Genomic DNA, 18,369 nt, shown 5'->3' with positions numbered 1-18,369 from the left:
TTCATCGCGTGGGGCGGCCCCCGGCGTCGCCCGACGAACTGCCCGGCGATTCGGGACTTCCGCCCCTACTGCGGCCCTGCCGCGCAATGGTCGCATCGGGTGATGACGAAGAACGACGACGCCACCAAGGCGTGCCACGTCGACGTGCTGGTCGAAGAGCGCGACGAAAAGACGCGGGCGAAGGCGCGACTGTCCTGGCAAGGCAAGACACTCGTCGGCGTCGGCCTGGCGCGACTCGACCCGGCCGACGAGCCGGTGGCCACGATCGGCGACGAGCTCGCGATCGCCCGCGCGCTGTCCGACCTGGCGAACCAGCTGTTCGCCGCGACATCCACCGATATTCAAGCCAGCACCCACCAGCCCGTCACGGGCCTGCATCACTGACCCGGGGGACAGCATGAGACAACGACCTGATCTGCCGGCCGCCCTCGACGTCCAGGTGACGACGCGCGGCCAGCTGCCCGGGGCCGACGAGTACGCGCGGACCAAGATCGGCGAGCTCGGCCACCTTACCCACGAACCGGTGCTGTACGCCCACGTGAAGTTGAGCGAGCACGGTGACCCGGCGGTGGCTCGCCGGGTGATCGCGCAGGCCAACCTCGACGTCAACGGCCGGCTGGTGCGGGCGCAGGTCGAGGGCGTCACCGCGCGGGAAGCGATCGACCGACTCGAAGCGCGACTGCGCCGCCAACTGGAGCGCACAGCCGAACACTGGGAAGCCAAACGCGGTGGCATGCCACGCCGTGGACCGCACGAGTGGCGGCGCGAAAACGAGCCGACCCACCGGCCGAACTATTTCCCGCGGCCGGACAGCGAACGCCGAATCATGCGGCACAAGTCGTACAGCCTGCCCACCCGCACGGTGGAAGAGGCCGCGCTGGAGATGGAGCAGCTCGACTACGACTTCCACCTGTTCACCGAACGGGACACGCAGCAGGACAGCGTGCTATATCGCGGCGGGCCGACCGAATACCGTCTGGCACAGGTCAATCCGCGGCCGCCGGAGGAACTGGCGCCGTCGGGGTTGCCGTTGACCCTCAGCCCACAACCCGCCCCGCGCCTGGACATCGATCAGGCCATCGAGCGGATGGGATTGCTCGGTCTGCCGTTCCTGTTCTTCGTCGACACCGCCCGCGACCGTGGCAACGTGCTGTATCACCGCTACGACGGACACTACGGGCTGATCACACCGGCGACATGAAACACGCCCAGGCCAACTGAATCCGCGGCGGTCCCGGCATCCCCCCGTCCGGGACCGCCGCCCCAAACTTGGATCGTGGAAGGCGAGGAGTCTTCAGGATTCGTAGAGAGCCTGCAGGCGGTCGGCGAATTTGTCGATGACCACCTTGCGCTTCAACTTCATGCTCGGCGTCAAATCGCCTGACTCGACGGTGAATTCGCGGTCGGCGATCGTGAACTTCTTGATCTGCTCCCAGCGATTGAGTTCGGTGTTCAAGGCGTCGATGTAGCCGGCGATCAGCTGCTGTGTCTTGTCGTCGCGCGCGATGTCGGCGAACGACTTGCCCGCCAGGCCGTTCTTGTTGGCCCAGTCGGTGATCGCCTCGCTGTCGAGACTGACCAGGGCGACACAGTAGGGCTTGCCTTCGCCGTAGACCACGATCTCGCTCACGTACGGGCAGCAGCCCTTGAAGCGCGCGTCGATTGCCGACGGCGCAACGTATTTGCCCTGTGAGGTCTTGAACATGTCCTTCTTGCGGTCGGTGATCCGCAGGAATCCGTCGGCATCCAATTCGCCGATGTCGCCGGTGTGGAACCACCCGTCCCCGTCGAGCGCCTCGGCGGTGGCATCCGGCAAGTCGTGATAGGCGGTCATCAGACCCGGCCCTCTGAGCAGGATCTCGCCGTCGTCGGCGATCTTCACATCGGTGGCGGGGAAGGGCCAGCCGACCGTGCCGAACCGATAAGCGTTGGGGCGGTTGATGAATGATGCGGCTGCGGTCTCCGTCAGCCCGTAGCCCTCCAGCACGATGATGCCGACCGCGTCGAACCATTGCGCGACGTCGCGGTCCAGGGCGGCGGCCGCGGAAACGAAGAACCGCAAGCGTCCACCGAACCGCTCGCGGATCGTCGTGAACACCAGCCGGTCGGCGACCTTGTACGCCAGCGACGACGCCAGCGACGGCTTCTTCCCGGACTGTCGCGCCTCCGACACCCTCTTGCCGACCCCGATCGCCCAGTCGAAGATCATCTTCCGGAGCCTGCCGCGCTCGGCTGCCATGTCCTGGATGCGGGCGTGCGCCTTCTCGAAGATGCGCGGCGCCGCGCCCATGATGGTCGGCCGCAGCGCCGCGAGGTTGTCGATGATTCGCTCCACGCGGCCGTCGATGGCCGTCGGGAAGCCGATCTGCAGAGGCAGCGCCAGCATCACCTTGCCGAACGCGTGCGCCAGCGGCAGCCAGAGGAAGTTCAGGTCGTCGGGGCCGAGGATGCCCAGCGAATCGATGGCCGCGGCCGTGTACGTCCACGCCCCATGCGTCAGCCGCACGCCCTTGGGCCGGCCGGTGGTGCCGGAGGTGTAGATGAGGCTGGCCAGGTGCTCGGGACCGACGGCCGCGACCCTGTCATTGACGGCATCGGGGGTGTCCGCCAGCAGTTGCTTGCCCAATATATCGAGGTCGGCGAGGGAGATCACCCAGTCGCCGTCGCCGTTGCCGTCGATCATGACGACCTTGCGGACGTCGGGCAGCTCGGCCCGGTGCTCGATCAGCTTGTCGAGCTGGGCCTGATTCTCGGCGATCACCACCCGGCTCCCGGAATTGGCGACGATGTAGGCCACATCGGTGGCGTTCGTCGTGGGATACACGGTCGTGGTGGCGGCGCCCGCGCACATGATCGCGAAGTCGGCGAGAACCCACTCGTAGCGGGTCGCGGAGGCAAGCGCGACCCGGTCCTCGGGCGCGATTCCCAGCGCGATCAGCCCGGCGGCGAGGTTGTTGACGCGTTCACCGACCTGCTGCCAGGTAACGCTGGCCCACGTGTGGTCCTGTGGGTAGCGGAAGGCCTCCGCGTTGGGCGTCGCGGCGACGCGGTTGACGAACATCTGCGCCACCGAGGGCGCGCGGTTCTCGATCTTGCGGAGGTCGGGCCTCTCCATTGAGGCCAGTGGTGCATTCATGACGCGAATCCGTTGCTGCCGAAAGGGATACCGATGACGTGGTGCACCGGCATACCGTCGATCCTGCGGAGCGTGCGGGCTGTGCGGTAGTGACGAAAGTCACGTGGGGGGCGGCAAACGTCCCCGGGCGCTACAACCGGGTTGGACTCCGGTCAGTCGGCCAGCGCGATCTCGATGGACAGGCACTCACCTAGGGCGTGCGCCGCGGACCAGTCTTCTCCGAGAACCGCGCGCTCCAGGTCGTCGACCAGCGGGCTGTGCGCACCGAGCTCCTCCAGCCAGGCGGACACGGTAGCGGGGATCTGGTGGGCGGGCACTCGCGCAACATGGCCCTCGTGGAGGCGATCGGTGAGCTGGTAGATCCGGGCCGCCGGCCGGCGCTGTGGCCAATGCTGCCGCCACTTCGCTGTGTTCATGTTCCCCTCCCCGTTAGCCTTATCGATCCATCCGACCAGCCCCGAGGGCCCGGCCGTAGAGGCCAAGAGCACGATCCGCGAAAGGCTTTGGTCTCACTTCCGGTCTGCCGAAGTCCCAGTCCGACAGGGTCTTTTGTCACAGCGGTCACCTACTTGATTCTCCGGCGATGACGGCGCGGCTCGCGTACCGTACATCGCGGAGGACGCATCGCCACGTTACCCGTTTCGGAGTCGCGAAATTACGAAATCGGCGAGATGACCGTATTAGCAATGGATTCGCAATCGGGGTGTGATTCGGGCCGGGGACTCGAGCTGACAGGTGGGCCGATGTGAGGGCTGTCCGCGCCGAGGAACTCGCGGCGCTGCCCATGTTCGCCGACATCCCGGCCGAGGACCTCAAGACGTTGGCCGCCCTTCTCGAGCCGTTGCACGCGGTCGCCGGCGAGGTCCTGATGCGGCAGGGGGAACGAGCGGAGTCGTTCGCGATCATCGCGTCCGGCCGCATCGGGGTGCGGCACGTCGGACCGAAGGGTCGGGTCACGATCACCGAGCTGTCATCCGCGACGATCGTCGGTGAGATCGCGTTGCTGCGGCGCGCCACCCGGACGGCCACCGTGACGGCGGTGGAGGACGTGCGCGGGTACATCGGATACGGCGCCGCCTTCGACCGCATGCTGGCCATGCCCGTCATCGCCGACCGGATGCTGCGCACCGCGCGGCAGCGGCTGGCCGCATACGTCGCCCCGATCCCGGTGACGACCAGGGACGGCGCCGTGCTCTCGCTGCGCCCGGTCCTGCCCGGTGACGCCGAACGGTTCAAGAGCAGCGGTTCCTTCTCCCGGGAGACCCTGTACCGGCGGTATCAAGGCGGCGCCCCGACCGATGCGCGCCTGACCTATCTGTTCGAGGTCGACTACGTCGATCACTTCGTCTGGGTGGTCACCGACGGCGTGGCAGGGCCGGTCGTCGCGGATGCGCGTTTCGTCCGGGATCAGGACGACCCCGCCTCGGCGGAGGTGGCGCTCACGGTGGCGGACGGCTACCAGGGCCGCGGAATAGGCACGCTGCTGCTCGGAGCCCTCGCGGTCGCGGCGCGCGTCGACGGCATCAAGCGCTTCCACGCCCGCGTGTTGTCCGACAATCCGCCCGCGCGCGCGTTGGGCGACAAGGTGAACGCGCATTGGGCGCACGAGGAGCCGGGCGTGGTGACCACCACGGGCGAGATCCCCCGATATCGTGATCTACCCCTCGATCGCGTTGTATATCAACAGATTCGACAGGTTGCCCGTCAGGTGATCCACGCGTTCGACTAGGGCGGCCTACGGACTCCGCACCGTCGGCTTGTCGGGCAAGGACTTTCGCGGTTGTGAGCGGGCCGTAAGTCCCTAACATGCCTATCTCTGCGCCTGCTAGTTTGCCACCATGGCCGTACCGACCGACGACGACGGCGCTTCCCGACGCCCGGGAGGCGCTTCGCCGTCGGGTCCGACCGCCGGTGTCGGCTTGAGCGGCGCCGTCAAACCGTTCACCAGCACCGGTCGCTACCTGGCCGAGTCGTGGCGCGATTACCTCGGCCAAGCGCCCGACGAGCTTCCGATCGCGCGACCGACCCTGGCCCTGGCGGCGCAGGCGTTTCGCGACGAAGTCGTCCTGATGGGCCTCAAGGCCCGACGCCCGGTCAGCCGCCCCGACGAGTTCGCGCGCATCACGGACGAGGTGGTCGCCGGGCTGAAGTTCTACGGCGACCGCGGATGGCTCGACCATCCGAAGAGATTCTTCGGTGCGCCCCCGCCGCTGTCGAACGTCACCGTGCGCGAGGTCAAAAAGGGCAGGCGTTCCTTTCACCGCATGTCTTTCGACAGCGGGTACCGGCCGCGGCCCGGCGAACCCGGCGCCGATCGGTGGATGAGTTACTCCGCAAACAACCGCGAGTACGCCCTGCTGCTCCGCCATCCGCAACCGCGGCCCTGGCTGGTCTGTATACACGGAACGGAAATGGGCCGCGCCGCACTGGATCTCGCGCTGTTCCGGGCCTGGCGGCTGCACGCTGACCTCGGGCTGAACGTCGTCATGCCGGTCCTGCCGATGCACGGGCCCCGGGCCCGGGGCCTGCCGAAGGGCGCGGTCTTTCCGGGGGAGGACATCTTCGACGACGTGCACGCGACGGCGCAGGCGGTGTGGGACATCCGGCGGTTGCTGTCCTGGATACGCCGGCAAGAGCCGGAATCCCAGATCGGGTTGAACGGTCTGTCGCTTGGCGGCTATATCACCGCTCTGGTCGCCAGCCTCGAAGCAGGGCTGACCTGCGCGATCCTCGGTGTCCCTGTCGCGGACCTGGTGGGGTTGCTGAGCCGGCACTCCGGGCTTGGCCCCGACGATCCCCGCCGCCAGACCTTCGAGCTCGCGGAGCCCATCGGGCGGATGACGTCGCCGCTGTCGCTCCCGCCGCTGGTGCCCATGCCGGGGCGCTTCATCTATGCCGGTGTCGCCGATCAGGTGGTGCATCCCCGCGAGCAGGTGGTGCGCCTCTGGGAGCACTGGGGCAAACCCGAAATCGTCTGGTACCGCGGCGGTCACACGGGATTCTTCCGCGCGCGACCGGTGCAGCGGTTCGTCGAGGCGGCGTTGCAGCAGTCGGGCCTGCTGAATGGGGCCCTGACCGAGCGCGACCGCCCCGCTTAGTCGCGGAGGTCGAAATGAGCCCGCTGGATCCGCTGGACGCGGCGATGATGACCGCGGAGTGGGTGTCCAGTCCGATGCACGTGGGTGCCGTGCTGATCCTGTCGCCGCCCGACGACGCCGGGCCCGGCTACGTCGACGAACTGCATCGGAGGACGCTCGCGGCAAACGATCCGATCGACCCGAGGCTGCGCAAGTATCCGCACCGCGGTGTGGACACCGGCGGCATGTGGGTGTGGCGGCAGATGGATCCCGTTGACGTGAGCCAACATTGCCAGCGTCGCACGGTGTCCGGTGACGGGTTTTGGCGGCTGATCGGGGAGCTGGACGCCCTGCGGCTGGACTGGAGCCGGCCAATGTGGATGTCGTATCTGATCGACGGCCTCGACGACGGCCGGTTCGCCTTCTACATCAAGGTGCATCACACCGTGACCGACGGGGTCGCGGGTTCTCAGATGATCACCGACGCGCTGAGCAGCGAGCCGAACCGCCGGTCGATGCCACCGTTTTACGCCGACTGCCGCCGCGGCGAGACCTCCGGGTCGCCGCAGACTGGCGGGCTGGTTTCGCGGTTGATGTCGCCGGTGCGTTCGCTGACGGGCGCGGCCGCGTCGGGTGCGGGGCTGATAGGCCGGGTGGCCACCGGCGAAATCACCACCGTGCTCGACGCGTTGGTGGGGCACACCACCGCGTTGCCGCTCGGGGCCCCCTACACGCGGTTCAATGGGCGTCCCGGCGCCGAACGCACCGTCGCGGCGGGCAGCTGGGCCAAGGGTCGCGTCCGCGCCGTGCGACAGGCGGCCGGCGTGACCGGCAATGACGTGCTCACCGCGATGGCGGCCGGGGTGGTGCGGCGGTGGCTGCGCGATCAGGGGGAGCTGCCCGGACGGCCACTGGTTGCCGCCTGCCCAATCACAGTGCGCGATCACGAGCATGATTCGCCAGATGCTCAGCACGGCAACAAGTTTGGCCTCTGGATGTGTCCGCTGGCCACGGACCTGGACGACCCGTTGGCCCGGCTGAATGCGATCCATCGATCGATGGCCGAGGGGAAGCGCTGGGTGGGCAAACGCGGAGCGGCGGCGTCACTGCTCACCAACGCCGGGAGCATCGCCGCGACGGCAATCGGGCCGCTGCTGCCGTTCACACCGAAAATCCGCACCGGATACAACCTGCCGATTTCGCATGTCCGCGGACCGGCGAACGAAATGTATTGGAACGGCGCGCGAATCGAGGAGATGTACCCGGTGTCGACGGTCTACGACGGTCATGCGCTCAACGTCACGACATGCTTGTACGCCGACCGGGTCGGATTCGGCTACGCCGCGGGCCGCGACGTGGTGCCCGACATCGAGAACTTCATACCGCTGACCGAGGAGTGCCTGGCCGAGCTCGAAGCGGCTGTGGGCGTTGCCAACTGAAATGCCCAGCCTGTTAACCTCGTGCCCGCCGCGAGGCGCGGCCCGCTTGGCCCAGGATGCGGTCCAGGACGGTGTTGGACAGGTCGCCGTCGTCGGCAACGCGGGACAGGCCGCGGCGCCGCAGGAAGGTGTCGAGGCGTCGATCGGGGGACCAGTCGGCATAGATGGGGCCGAGATACCGCGACTCCAGGAACTCGCAAGCCAGGGCGTCCACGTCAGAGTCGGTCAACAACAACGGTGGGATACCACCCATGGCCGCCATGCTCCTTTGTTCAACCGGAACCGCATGCCAAATTACGTGAGTAGGCGCGGGTAATCCGTCACGCGGAGATTGCGGATCGGGCCCAAGATCATCACCGCGGGCCCGCCGGGCCGGCCGTTGGGCGGGTCGATTGTCGCCCGGCGGGGGTCCAACGGCCCTAGTGGCAACCGCGCCAGCGCCCTACCTTCGGACACGGGGCGGCAGTCGGACCGCTTCCCTCAACGACTTTGGAGGTTCGAGGTGAGCGATGCGATCCCGATTGGGCGGATCGCCGGCTTCCCGGTGAAGGTCCACTGGAGCGTGCTTGTCATCCTCTGGCTGTTCACCTGGAGCCTGGCCAGCATGCTGCCGGGCGGCGTCAAAGGGTATTCAGCCGTCGCCTACTGGGTGGCCGGAGCGTGTGGCGCGCTGGTGCTGTTGGCGTCGCTGGTGGCGCACGAGCTCGCGCATGCGGTCGTCGCCCGCCGCGCCGGGGTGCCCGTGGGTAGCGTCACGCTCTGGCTGTTCGGTGGAGTCACCACCCTGGGCGGCGAGGCGAAGACGCCGGCGGCGGCCTTCCGGATCGCGATCGCCGGGCCGGCCACCAGCCTTGCGCTGGCGGGCATCTTCGGCGGCCTGGTCGCCGTCCTGCCGATGGTGGGCGCCGCACCGATCGCCGTGGGCGTCGCGTCCTGGCTGGCCGGCATCAACCTGTTGCTGGGCCTGTTCAACCTGTTGCCCGGCGCACCCCTGGACGGCGGGCGGGTGCTGAGGGCCGTCCTGTGGCGCCGTCACGGCGACAGCGTGCGCGCCAGCATCGGCGCCGCCCACGCCGGACGGGTCGTCGCGTTCATCCTGATCGGGTTGGGGCTGGCCGAGTTTCTGCTCGGCGGCGTGGTGGGCGGGGTCTGGCTGGCGTTCATCGGCTGGTTCATCTTCGCCGCCAGTCGCGAAGAGGAGACGCGGATTTCGAACCAGCAGATGTTTTCGGGGGTGCGCGTCGCCGACGCGATGACCGCCCGCCCGCACACCGCACCCGGATGGATCACCGTCGACGATTTCGTCCAGCGCTACGTGCTCGGCGATCGCCACTCCGCCTACCCGGTCGTCGACCAGAGCGGGGCGATTTCGGGTCTCATCACGTTGCGGCAGTTGCGCGATGTCGCACCCGAGCGGCGCGCCACCATCACTGTGGGTGAGGTCGCACAACCGCTGCAGGACGTGCCGTCGGGCGCACCGCAGGAGCCGCTCACCACCCTGCTGGAGCGGATGGCCCCCGCCGGCCCGCGCAGCCGCGCCCTGGTGTTCGACGGCGGCCAGGTCGTCGGCATCGTGACACCGACCGATGTGGCGCGGCTCATCGAGGTCTATCGGCTCGCCCACCCGGAAGACGCGAAATCGGCTTCGGCTCAAAGCATTTGAGGCCGAGTCGCTCGACATCAGGTTTTACGGGCGGCGCGGGTGACCGCGGCCTGGTGCCGGCGATGCCGGCGGCGCATGGTGATGGGGCCCACGACCGGGCTCGCCTCGTTTTTACAAGTTATGTTGTGTAAACTCTGCGGCATGGCGTACGTCATCGGGCACCCATGCATCGACGTCATGGACCGCGCCTGTGTGGACGAGTGCCCGGTCGACTGCATCTACGAAGGCGGCCGCGCGCTCTACATCCATCCCGACGAATGCGTGGACTGCGGCGCGTGCGAGCCGGTGTGGCCGGTCGACGCCATCTACTACGAAGACGACCTGCCCGGGGACCTCAAACCGCACCTGGCCGACAATGAAGCGTTCTTCACCGAAACGCTGCCGGGGCGCGACGCCCCCCTCGGGTCACCGGGAGGGGCGGCGAAGTTGGGTCCGCTCGGTGTAGACACGCCTTTGGTGGCCGCTCACCCGAGGGCCGACCAAGCGGAAGGAGCGTGAGGGTCCCGTGAACATGCCGCCCACGTCCGTCGGGGAGTCGGCCAGCCGCCGCCGCGAGGTGCTGCGGGTGCTCCGGTCGTCGCCCGACCCCATGAGCATCGCCGCGATCGCCGACTTGCTGGGCGTGCATCCCAATACCGTCCGATTCCACCTGGACACCCTGGTCGGCGATGGACAGGTCGAGCTAGTCGAGCTGGACCGCAAGGGGCCGGGCCGCCCGCCGCTGATGTTCCGCGCGGTCCGCCAGATGGACCGCGGCGGGACGCGGCACTACCGCTTGCTCGCCGAGGTGCTGGCCACGGCGTTCGCCGGGGAGCCGGACGCCAGCGCCAAGGCGGTGGCCGCGGGCCGGGCGTGGGGGCGAAAACTCGATGCCAGCCTGGAGCCGGTCCCGACGAAGCCCACCAGCGCCGACGACGCCATCGACCACTTGGTCAGCATGCTCGACGAACTCGGCTTCGCGCCCGAACGCCGGGCGGCCGGCGGGGAGCAGCAGGTCGGGCTGCGGCACTGCCCCTTCCTGGAACTGGCCGAAAACCGGACGACGGTCGTCTGCCCGGTCCACCTCGGCCTCATGCAGGGCGCCATGGAGAGCTGGGGCGCCCCCGTCTCGGTCGACCGGCTCGAGGCGTTCGTCGAACCCGATCTGTGCCTGGCGCACCTGAAGCTGCAGAAGTCGGCCAGGTGAGCACTGGGCCGGCGGTCGCCGCCGCCGTCACCTTCGTCTGGCTCGGCATGGTGCTGGCCATCTCCTTCCTGGAAGCCCCGCTGAAGTTCCGCGCCCCGAATGTGACGCTGCAGATCGGCCTCGGCATCGGGCGGTTGGTGTTTCGCGCCCTCAATACCGTCGAGGTCTGCTTCGCGCTCGTGGTCGCAGCGATCGTGGTCGCGGGCCCGACACCGGCGGGCGTCGCCGCGGCGACCTTCGTCGCCGTGGGAGCGCTCGCCGTGCAGTTGATCGCCGTGCGCCCACAATTGACGCGCCGCTCCGACAGCGTGCTGGCCGGGGCGGACGGCCCGCGCTCGCGGGCTCACTACGGTTACGTCGGCTTCGAGGTGGTCAAGGTGGCCGCGCTTGTCGCGGCGGGGATACTGCTACTGACGGGGTGATCGCGCCCGCTCAACCGGTAAGGACTCAGCTATGGAATCGATTTCGTTGACCAGCCTCGCGTCCGACAAGCTGGCCGAGGCCAAGGAGACGCACAGCGGCCGGGCGGCCCACACCATCCACGGCGGCCACACCCACGAACTACGGCAGACCGTGCTGGCTTTGCTTGGCGGCCATGATCTTTCCGAACACGACAGCCCCGGCGAGGCGACGCTGCAGGTGCTGCAGGGCCACGTGCGCCTGACCACCAATGGTGACGCCTGGGAAGGCAAAACGGGCGACTACGTCGCGATCCCGGCGGAACGGCACGCCCTGCATGCGGTCGAGGATTCGGTGGTCATGCTGACGGTGCTCAAGACGCTGCCCTCGGCCCACTAGCCGCATGCTTTCGACGCCCTGGTCAAGGGAATTCGGGCTGCGGGTACCGATCGTCAACGCCCCGATGGGCGGGGTTGCCGGCGGCCGGCTGGCGGCTGCGGTCACCGCGGCCGGCGGCCTGGGCATGGTCGGGATGGGCAGCGTGGCGACGCGGGAACTCCTGCGAACTCAGCTGCAGCACGTGCGCGGGACGTTCGGCATCGGCTTGGTCGATTGGGTGATGCGCACCGAGGCGGGCCTGTTCGAGGACGCGCTGGCGGCGCGTCCGGCCCTGCTGTCGGTCAGTTTCGGGACCGACTGGGCGTGGGTCGCCAAGGCGCACGACGCCGGAATCCCCACCGCCACCCAGGTGTACGACGGCCTCGGGGCTCGCCAGGCGGCCGATGCCGGCGTCGACATCCTGGTGGCCCGCGGCTCGGAGGGCGGCGGGCACGGTGAGACGACGCTGGCGACGCTGCCGTTGCTGGACACCGTGTTGGACGCCGTTTCGGTGCCGGTCCTCGCCGGCGGCGGCGTGGCGTCCGCGCGCAGCCTGGCCGCCGTGCTGGCCGCCGGGGCGAGCGGGGCGTGGGTGGGCACCCGCCTGGCGGCGTGCCCGGAGGCGCTATCCGGTGACGGCAGCCGCCGCGCGCTGATCGCGGCCCGGGCCACCGACACCGCGGTCACCCGGGCCTTCGACGTCGCCCAGGCCCGCCCGTGGCCGGCGCGATTCCCGTCGCGGGTGCTGACCAACGACTTCGTCGAGCGCTGGACCGGCAGGGAGGATGCGCTCAACCCGCAGGCCTGCGACGAACTCGAGGCCTCGATCGCCGCCGACGACCGCCGGGTCGCCCCGGTGGATGCCGGACAGGGCGTCGGCATGATCCGCGACGACGCCTCGGTGGCCGAGGTCATCGACGAAATGTGTTCGGGCGCAGAGCGTTTGCTGACGTCCTGGGGCTCGTAGCGCGCTCGTCCCGCGCCGAACGTCACGCCAGCGTGATGTTCGCGTGCCGTCGTCACGCTGGCGTGACGCTCGGCGGCCGTCGCAACGCCCGGCTCAGACGCCGCGCAGATAGCGTCGGGCGATGACGCGCTGCGCCACCGACACCACGGGTCTGGCGGCCTTGCTCCACCAGGTCGCCGGCCGCGAGAACGCCGTCACCTCCGCGAACACCGCGGAGGTGGCGGGGTCACGCCGGACGACGAAACGCTCCTCACCGGACTCGGGGTGTCCGGGCAGGGTGCCGTAGGCGAATCCGCGGATGTCGGGCTCGTCGACGACATACACCACCCGGCAAGGAGCGGGCAGAAAACCCATGCGCACCAACACAACTGTGCCCACCTCGGCCACCTCGGAGCTGGCCCGCACCCGCAGGCCGGCTCCGTGCTGCATGCCCCAGCGCATGACGGCGTCGGCGGCGCGCTCGAAGCGCTGCTGCCCGGAGCCGATCTGTTTCTCCGTGTGCAGGTGGCCGTAGCCCGCGGGCAACGTGCCGGACGCGGTCGCCCCCACCTCGGGGTACGTCAACGGCAGTTCCTCGAGCGCTCCTAAGTCCACCCGCCCAGCTTGCCACGCCAGACGCGCGGCGTTATTTCCGGCGTACGGTCGTAGAAGTGACCGCACAAAACTCCGAAACCGTTGCACCAAAAAGCCAAGCGTCCGGAACCTTCACCCTCGGCGGCGACCTGACCGTCAACCGACTCGGCTTCGGCGCCATGCGCCTCACCGGCAAGGGCGTCTGGGGCCCGCCGGATGACCGCGACGAATGCATCCGGGTGCTGCGCCGCGCCGTCGAACTCGGCGTGAACTTCATCGACACCGCCGACTCGTACGGCCCCTACATCGCCGAGGAGCTCATCCGCGAGGCGCTGCATCCCTACGACGGGCTGGTCATCGCGACCAAGGCGGGCCTGCTGCGCACCGGACCCGACGTCTGGATCCCGCTGGGCAACCCGAGCTATCTGCGCCAGGAGTGCGAGATGAGCCTGCGCCGCCTCGGCGTCGACACCATCGACCTGTACCAGCTGCACCGCATCGACCGCGACTTCCCGCTGGCCGACCAGGTGGGCGAGCTGCTGGCGCTGAAGAACGAGGGCAAAATCCGCCACATCGGCCTGTCCGAGGTCAACGTCGACCAGCTCACGGAGGCCCAGCGCACCACCGAGATCGTGTCGGTGCAGAACATGTACAACCTCTCCGCCCGGGGCGCCGAGCCGCTGCTGGACGCCGCGACCGAGCAGGGCATCGGCTTCATCCCGTGGTTCCCGCTGGCGGCCGGGCCGCTGGCCGCCCCCGACGGCCCGCTGCAGCGCATCGCCGCCGAGCACCACGCGAGTCCGTCGCAACTGGCGCTGGCGTGGTTGCTGAAACGGTCGCCGGTGATGCTGCCGATCCCGGGCACGTCGAAGGTGGCGCACCTGGAGGAGAACGTCGCCGCCGCCCAGATCGAGCTGAGCGACGACGAGTTCGAGGCGCTGTCGACCGCCGGCGGTCAGAACACCGTCTGACCGCCGGATACGGTGTCTCGGTGAGCAGCGGACAGTCCAGGCACCCCGGCGGCGGGTTCAACCCGCCCGAACCGACGACCAAGGGCGGCCCCGACTACGGCCGGTTCATCGACGCGGTGCGCAAGCTGCAGGACCACGCCCGGGCGGTGGACGCCCCCGACGAGGTCATCACCGAGGCGGCGAATCAGCTGGAGAAGCTGTCGGCGCTGCTCGCCCCGTACGACGCCGATGAGTGGGCGGCGCCGTCGGGCCGCCGCATGGACCTGCCGATGCGCGGCAATGTCCTGACGGTTCCCATGTCCGCCCGCAAGGGTGACGACGGCCGCGTGCACGGCTCGGCACGTTTCGCCCGGTTCCACCTGGGGCGCAACGGCGCGGTGCACGGCGGCTCACTCGGCATGCTGTTCGACACCGTGCTCGGCCTGACGGCGGTCCTTCTCACCGGGAGCCGGCGCCAGCGCACCGCCTACCTCAAGATCGATTACCGCAACATCGTGCCCATCGAGAAGGAGTTGCAGTTCGACGCCGGGGTGGACAGGGTCGACGGGCGCAAGATCTTCGTGTCCGGCCGGCTGACCGACGGTGACACGCTGCTGACCGAAGCCGACGCCCTGTTCGTGCGGCTCAAGCCCGGACAGCCCTGACGCTATGCCGCACCGAAAAGCGTTGCATCACCGGCGTTTTGGCGAATCCCGGCGTCCGCCGGTCACAGTCGCCCGCACATCGGCCCGCTCGCGTGGGTACCCGGGACGTTGAGCCGGGCCATTTCGGCGGAAGGGGTTTCGTGGTGGCGCTCGCCGGCCTGACATTGGCGGACTTGTTCCGTGCGGTCGACCTCACTGGCGTGTTCGGCAACGCCCTGCTGGGCGGCGTGGTCGCCCGCAAGGAGAAGCTGGACCCCGTTGGCTTCGCGGCCCTCGCCGTGTTGTCGGGCCTGGGCGGCGGCATGATCCGGGACACTCTGCTGCAGCGCGGCACCCCTGTCGCGCTCACCGACTACGCCTATCTGTTGACCGCCCTGGCCGGAGCGGCGTTCGCGTTCGCTTTCCGGGTCGAGGGCCGGGTGTGGAACTGGGTATGGCCGGTCGTGGACGCGCTGGCATTGGGATGCTGGGCGGCCACCGGGGCGTATAAGACGCTCGCCGTGGGACTCGGCTGGTTGGCGGCGCTGCTGCTGGGCACGATCTCCGCGGTCGGCGGGGGAGCGACTCGGGACATCGTGATGCGTCGCGTCCCGGGAATTTTCGGTGGCAACACCCTTTACGCCACGTGTGCTCTCGCCGCGAGCGGTGCGCTGGTGCTCTTCGACTACCGCGATCATCCGACCCCCGGGCTGTTGGTGGGCACACTGACCGGGACGGTGTTGTGCTGGCTCGCGCAGTGGCGCGGCTGGATGTTGCCCGCCGTGGGCGCCTGGTCGCCGGCGACAATTTTGCACCGGGGTCGATCCGGCCGGTCGGCGCCCGGGGCCCACCAGGCGGAGGAGGGCTTGAAGGATGGGGACAGCGACTAATTCGGTGCGCACGCGGGTGCTTGCGGGGCTGCGCGATGCCCGTGACTGGCAGGAGGACTTCTACCGCGATCTGCACCGACACCCCGAATTGTCGCACCAGGAGCGCGACACGGCGGCAGCCGTGGCCGAGCGGCTGGGCGGCTTCGGCTACGACGTGCTTGAGGGCATCGGCGGCACGGGCGTCGTCGGGATTCTGCGTAACGGTGACGGCCCGGCCGTGTTGCTGCGGGCCGACATGGACGCGCTGCCCGTCCGGGAACACACCGGCCTCCCGTACGCCAGCACGGCCACCGCCACCGATGCGGGCGGCAACCGGGTGCCGGTGATGCACGCCTGCGGCCACGACGTTCACGTCACGTGCCTGCTTGGAGCCGCCGCGCTGCTGGCGGCCGCCCACGACCAGTGGACGGGCACCGTGATCACGTTGTTCCAGCCCGCCGAGGAGGTCGGCGACGGGGCACGCGGCATGCTCGCCGACGGTCTCGCGACGCTGGTCGGCCGCGTCGACGTCGCTCTCGCCCAGCACGTCCTTCCGTTGCCGGCCGGTCAGGTTGGCACACGACCCGGGCCCGTCCTCTCTACCGCGGACAGCATGCGGATCACCGTGCATGGCCGCGGCGGGCATGGCTCGATGCCGCAGGCCACCGTCGATCCGGTGGTCCTGGCCGCCATGATCGTGATCCGGCTGCAGACCGTCGTCTCCCGTGAGGTCGCGCCAACCGATTCCGCCGTGCTGACCATCGGCAAGATCGAGGCGGGAACCAAGAGCAACATCATCGGTGACCGGGCCGTGCTGGAACTGAACCTGCGCACCTACAGCGAGCAGACCCGCACCAGGGTCCTGGACGCGATCCGGCGCATCGTGACCGCCGAATGCCAGGCGTCCGGATCGCCGATGGATCCCGACTTCGAGCTTTTCGACCACTACCCGGTGACCGTCAACGATCCCGGGGTCACCGGGCGGGTACGCGCCGCGTTCGACGATTTCTTCGGTGACCGATCATCCGAGTTGCCGCTGCAGGCCGCGAGCGAGGACTTCAGCGACATTCCCACGGCGCTCGAGACGCCCTATTGCTACTGGGGTATCGGCGGCGTCGACCCCGACACCTATCGCACGGCGGTGGAGGCGGGCCGCGTCAGCGAGGACATCCCGGTCAACCATTCGCCGACGTTCGCACCCGTCATCCAGCCCACCCTGGACACCGGAACTCAAGCCCTGACGGTCGCCGCGCTTGCCTGGCTGGCACGGCGATAACCGTTGGGCTGCAACGCATTGGCGTGAGCCTCATTGGCCGAGCCGGTCGCCCGGCGGGTACGTCGGCAGGGTCACCTCTTCGTGGTCGAGTTCGCGTTCGAGCACCCGAAGACTCCGATCGGGCAGCATGCCGGCGTCACGCCAGCGCACCAGTTCGTCGCGCTCGGCGTCGATGGCCGCCCGCCGGATCGCTACGGCCGCCTCGTATTCGGGATAGTTCGGTAACTCGTCGGAATCCGAGAGGACATCGAGCCGCCGTTGATACCGCTCCAGCCGGGCGCACAACTGCCTGCGCACCACGTCGATCGCCCTGGCATCGGCTTCGCTTTCATGATCCATCTCGTTGAGGGTGTCGAGGGCAGCGCGAACGGCGGCCGTGCGCGCCCGATTACGCAGGCGCACTTCGTCGACGGCCTTCGCGTGGACCCCGAGGGCCCGCACGACCGGGCCGAAAGTGCTGCCCTGCCCGATCAGCGTCACCAGCACGACCACCAAGGTGCAGAACAACAACAGATCGCGGAGGGGAAACCGCGCGCCGCTGTCGGTCGCGAACGGCACGGCGAAGATCGCGGCGAGGCTCACGACGCCGCGGGTGCCGGCCCAGCTCAGCACGAAAATCTCACGGCCACTGAGTCTCTCCGCGTTACGCTCGCGCGGGGGACGGGCTTGGGGCGGATCATCGTCGTCGTCGTCATCGGTCCCCGTGACGTTGCCCAGCCGCGTATGCAGTGACCGCGGCAGCGACTGCGTGAGCAACAGCCACAGCGGCCGGACCAGCAGCACCGCCGCGGTGGTCACGGTGGTCGCCACGACGATGGTCGACACCGGGTAGCCGCGCAGGCCGTCGAGGATGGCCGGGAACTGCTGACCGATCAACAGGAAAACGAGGCCCTCGAGCAGGAAGTTGGCCAACCGCCACACGGCCCGGGTCTGCAACCGGCTCGCGCCCGACTCCGACCGGGGGGAGTCGTGTCCGACGACCAATCCGCACACCACGACCGCCAGCACACCGGACGCGTGCACCTTCTCGGCCGCGAGATAGGCCAGGAACGGGGTGGCCAGGGAGATCGCGTTGGCCGTCATCACGTCGTGCGGCAACCGCCGCAACAGGCGCCGGCACCACGCGAACGCCAACCCGATCACCAGGCCACCCACCGCCGCCAGGGCGAACTCGCGGACCGCAAACGGAAACGAGAAGTCCGACCCCCTGGCCACCGTGATGGCCACCGACAAGGTGGTGAGCGCGGTCGCGTCGTTGAGCAGCCCCTCGCCTTCGATGAGGGTGACGATGTTGAGCGGCAGACCGACCTTGCGGGCGACGGCGAGCGCGGCCACCGGATCGGTGGGTGCCACCGCAGCGCCCAACACCACACCCACCGCGAGCGTCGCGCCGCTGACGAGCAGGGCGAAGGCGGCGCCGACCGAAGCCGCGGTCAGCAGAACGAGGATCACCGACAGGCTGATGACGGTGCGCAGGTTGCGGCGTATCCCCACCAGCGACGACTCCAGGGCGGCGTTGTAGAGCAGAGGCGGCAGAATGCAGGTCATCACGATGTCGGGCCGAAGGCCGACGTTCGGCCCCGGCAGCAACCCATAGCCGATGCCGACCAGAGTGAGCAGCCCCGCGCTGGGAAGACCGGTGCGGTCGCTGACCCAGTTCATCGCCACGATGGCGCCGACAGCGGCGAGCAGCAATGCCAAAGCCGTCTGCGCCCCCACGATTCCCATTCTGCCGACATTTGCTGCGGGCGTTGTTGCCGGCGCTGCGAGCCGACGGACCTCGACCGGGCGGCGGGACGCCGGAAGTCGGCT

Annotated in this window: 20 protein-coding genes; 15 read left to right on the top strand and 5 right to left on the bottom strand. The window is 69.0% G+C overall.

The window, feature by feature from the left end:
- Positions 1 to 102: 102 nt before the first annotated feature.
- Together A5681_RS01820 and A5681_RS01815 are read left to right on the top strand one after the other, a co-directional pair.
- Entirely contained in the window at positions 103 to 384 is a 282-nt protein-coding gene (locus A5681_RS01820; protein WP_067269130.1) for a DUF1876 domain-containing protein, read from the top strand.
- 13 nt (positions 385 to 397) lie between these two features.
- Positions 398 to 1,201 carry a ribosome hibernation promotion factor gene (locus A5681_RS01815; RefSeq protein WP_067268876.1) on the top strand — a complete coding sequence of 268 codons (804 nt, stop codon included), beginning with the start codon at positions 398 to 400 and terminating at the stop codon, positions 1,199 to 1,201.
- A 93-nt stretch (positions 1,202 to 1,294) separates the two neighbouring features.
- Here A5681_RS01815 and A5681_RS01810 read toward each other — a convergent pair whose 3' ends face one another.
- Both A5681_RS01810 and A5681_RS01805 read right to left on the bottom strand, forming a co-directional pair.
- Positions 1,295 to 3,136, bottom strand: coding sequence for an AMP-dependent synthetase/ligase (locus A5681_RS01810; RefSeq protein WP_067268875.1), 1,842 nt, complete (start codon positions 3,134 to 3,136; stop codon positions 1,295 to 1,297).
- A 152-nt stretch (positions 3,137 to 3,288) separates the two neighbouring features.
- Positions 3,289 to 3,552: a hypothetical protein gene (locus A5681_RS01805; protein WP_067269128.1), complete on the bottom strand. Its 264-nt coding sequence runs from the start codon at positions 3,550 to 3,552 to the stop codon at positions 3,289 to 3,291.
- 368 nt (positions 3,553 to 3,920) lie between these two features.
- Here A5681_RS01805 and A5681_RS01800 point away from each other — a divergent pair, with 368 nt between their 5' ends.
- The 3 genes from A5681_RS01800 (at position 3,921) to A5681_RS01790 (ending at position 7,652) form a co-directional block, all read left to right on the top strand.
- Positions 3,921 to 4,865: a GNAT family N-acetyltransferase gene (locus A5681_RS01800; protein ID WP_067269126.1), complete on the top strand. Its 945-nt coding sequence runs from the start codon at positions 3,921 to 3,923 to the stop codon at positions 4,863 to 4,865.
- Positions 4,866 to 4,974: 109 nt separating this feature from the next.
- Positions 4,975 to 6,234 (top strand): alpha/beta hydrolase family protein, encoded by a 1,260-nt coding sequence (locus A5681_RS01795; protein WP_067268874.1) that lies wholly within the window; start codon positions 4,975 to 4,977, stop codon positions 6,232 to 6,234.
- 14 nt (positions 6,235 to 6,248) lie between these two features.
- Positions 6,249 to 7,652 (top strand): wax ester/triacylglycerol synthase family O-acyltransferase, encoded by a 1,404-nt coding sequence (locus A5681_RS01790; RefSeq protein ID WP_067268873.1) that lies wholly within the window; start codon positions 6,249 to 6,251, stop codon positions 7,650 to 7,652.
- A 13-nt stretch (positions 7,653 to 7,665) separates the two neighbouring features.
- On the opposite strand, the gene A5681_RS01785 is transcribed toward A5681_RS01790, so the two are convergent.
- On the bottom strand, positions 7,666 to 7,881 hold the full coding sequence (locus tag A5681_RS01785) for a hypothetical protein (RefSeq protein ID WP_197498486.1): 216 nt from the start codon (positions 7,879 to 7,881) through the stop codon (positions 7,666 to 7,668).
- A gap of 273 nt (positions 7,882 to 8,154) precedes the next feature.
- On the opposite strand from A5681_RS01785, the gene A5681_RS01780 reads away from it, so the two are divergent.
- From A5681_RS01780 to A5681_RS01755, 6 genes are all read left to right on the top strand, one after another.
- Positions 8,155 to 9,315 (top strand): site-2 protease family protein, encoded by a 1,161-nt coding sequence (locus A5681_RS01780; protein WP_067268872.1) that lies wholly within the window; start codon positions 8,155 to 8,157, stop codon positions 9,313 to 9,315.
- Positions 9,316 to 9,456: 141 nt separating this feature from the next.
- Positions 9,457 to 9,813, top strand: a complete 357-nt coding sequence (gene fdxA, locus A5681_RS01775; protein WP_067268871.1) for a ferredoxin — start codon at positions 9,457 to 9,459, stop codon at positions 9,811 to 9,813.
- Positions 9,814 to 9,826: 13 nt separating this feature from the next.
- On the top strand, positions 9,827 to 10,501 hold the full coding sequence (locus tag A5681_RS01770; RefSeq protein ID WP_067269123.1) for a helix-turn-helix transcriptional regulator: 675 nt from the start codon (positions 9,827 to 9,829) through the stop codon (positions 10,499 to 10,501).
- Entirely contained in the window at positions 10,498 to 10,923 is a 426-nt protein-coding gene (locus A5681_RS01765) for a hypothetical protein (RefSeq protein WP_067268870.1), read from the top strand. The genes A5681_RS01770 and A5681_RS01765 overlap by 4 nt, the downstream gene beginning before the upstream one ends.
- 31 nt (positions 10,924 to 10,954) lie before the next feature.
- The gene (locus A5681_RS01760) at positions 10,955 to 11,299 is read left to right on the top strand and encodes a cupin domain-containing protein (protein ID WP_067268869.1); all 345 of its coding nucleotides are present in this window, start codon (positions 10,955 to 10,957) and stop codon (positions 11,297 to 11,299) included.
- 4 nt (positions 11,300 to 11,303) lie between these two features.
- Positions 11,304 to 12,245 (top strand): NAD(P)H-dependent flavin oxidoreductase, encoded by a 942-nt coding sequence (locus A5681_RS01755; protein WP_067268868.1) that lies wholly within the window; start codon positions 11,304 to 11,306, stop codon positions 12,243 to 12,245.
- Between the two features lie 93 nt (positions 12,246 to 12,338).
- Here the strand turns inward: A5681_RS01755 and A5681_RS01750 are convergent, their stop codons facing one another.
- A complete protein-coding gene (locus tag A5681_RS01750; protein WP_067268867.1) occupies positions 12,339 to 12,839 on the bottom strand; it encodes a DUF1990 family protein in 501 nt (166 codons plus the stop codon).
- 56 nt (positions 12,840 to 12,895) lie between these two features.
- Here A5681_RS01750 and A5681_RS01745 point away from each other — a divergent pair, with 56 nt between their 5' ends.
- From A5681_RS01745 to A5681_RS01730, 4 genes are all read left to right on the top strand, one after another.
- The gene (locus tag A5681_RS01745; protein ID WP_067268866.1) at positions 12,896 to 13,789 is read left to right on the top strand and encodes an aldo/keto reductase; all 894 of its coding nucleotides are present in this window, start codon (positions 12,896 to 12,898) and stop codon (positions 13,787 to 13,789) included.
- A gap of 20 nt (positions 13,790 to 13,809) precedes the next feature.
- Complete coding sequence (locus A5681_RS01740) at positions 13,810 to 14,433, top strand: PaaI family thioesterase (protein ID WP_067268865.1); 624 nt, start codon at positions 13,810 to 13,812, stop codon at positions 14,431 to 14,433.
- Positions 14,434 to 14,576: 143 nt separating this feature from the next.
- Entirely contained in the window at positions 14,577 to 15,302 is a 726-nt protein-coding gene (locus A5681_RS01735) for a trimeric intracellular cation channel family protein (protein ID WP_082968171.1), read from the top strand.
- A gap of 16 nt (positions 15,303 to 15,318) precedes the next feature.
- Positions 15,319 to 16,557, top strand: a complete 1,239-nt coding sequence (locus A5681_RS01730; protein WP_197498485.1) for an amidohydrolase — start codon at positions 15,319 to 15,321, stop codon at positions 16,555 to 16,557.
- A gap of 30 nt (positions 16,558 to 16,587) precedes the next feature.
- Here A5681_RS01730 and A5681_RS01725 read toward each other — a convergent pair whose 3' ends face one another.
- Positions 16,588 to 18,285 carry a cation:proton antiporter gene (locus A5681_RS01725; protein ID WP_067268863.1) on the bottom strand — a complete coding sequence of 566 codons (1,698 nt, stop codon included), beginning with the start codon at positions 18,283 to 18,285 and terminating at the stop codon, positions 16,588 to 16,590.
- Positions 18,286 to 18,369: the final 84 nt, after the last annotated feature.

This window comes from Mycobacterium scrofulaceum, assembly GCF_001667885.1.
Taxonomy (GTDB): domain Bacteria; phylum Actinomycetota; class Actinomycetes; order Mycobacteriales; family Mycobacteriaceae; genus Mycobacterium; species Mycobacterium scrofulaceum_C.
The sequence above is the reverse complement of the archived record's forward strand: the minus strand, read 5'-3'. Positions and strand labels throughout refer to the sequence as shown.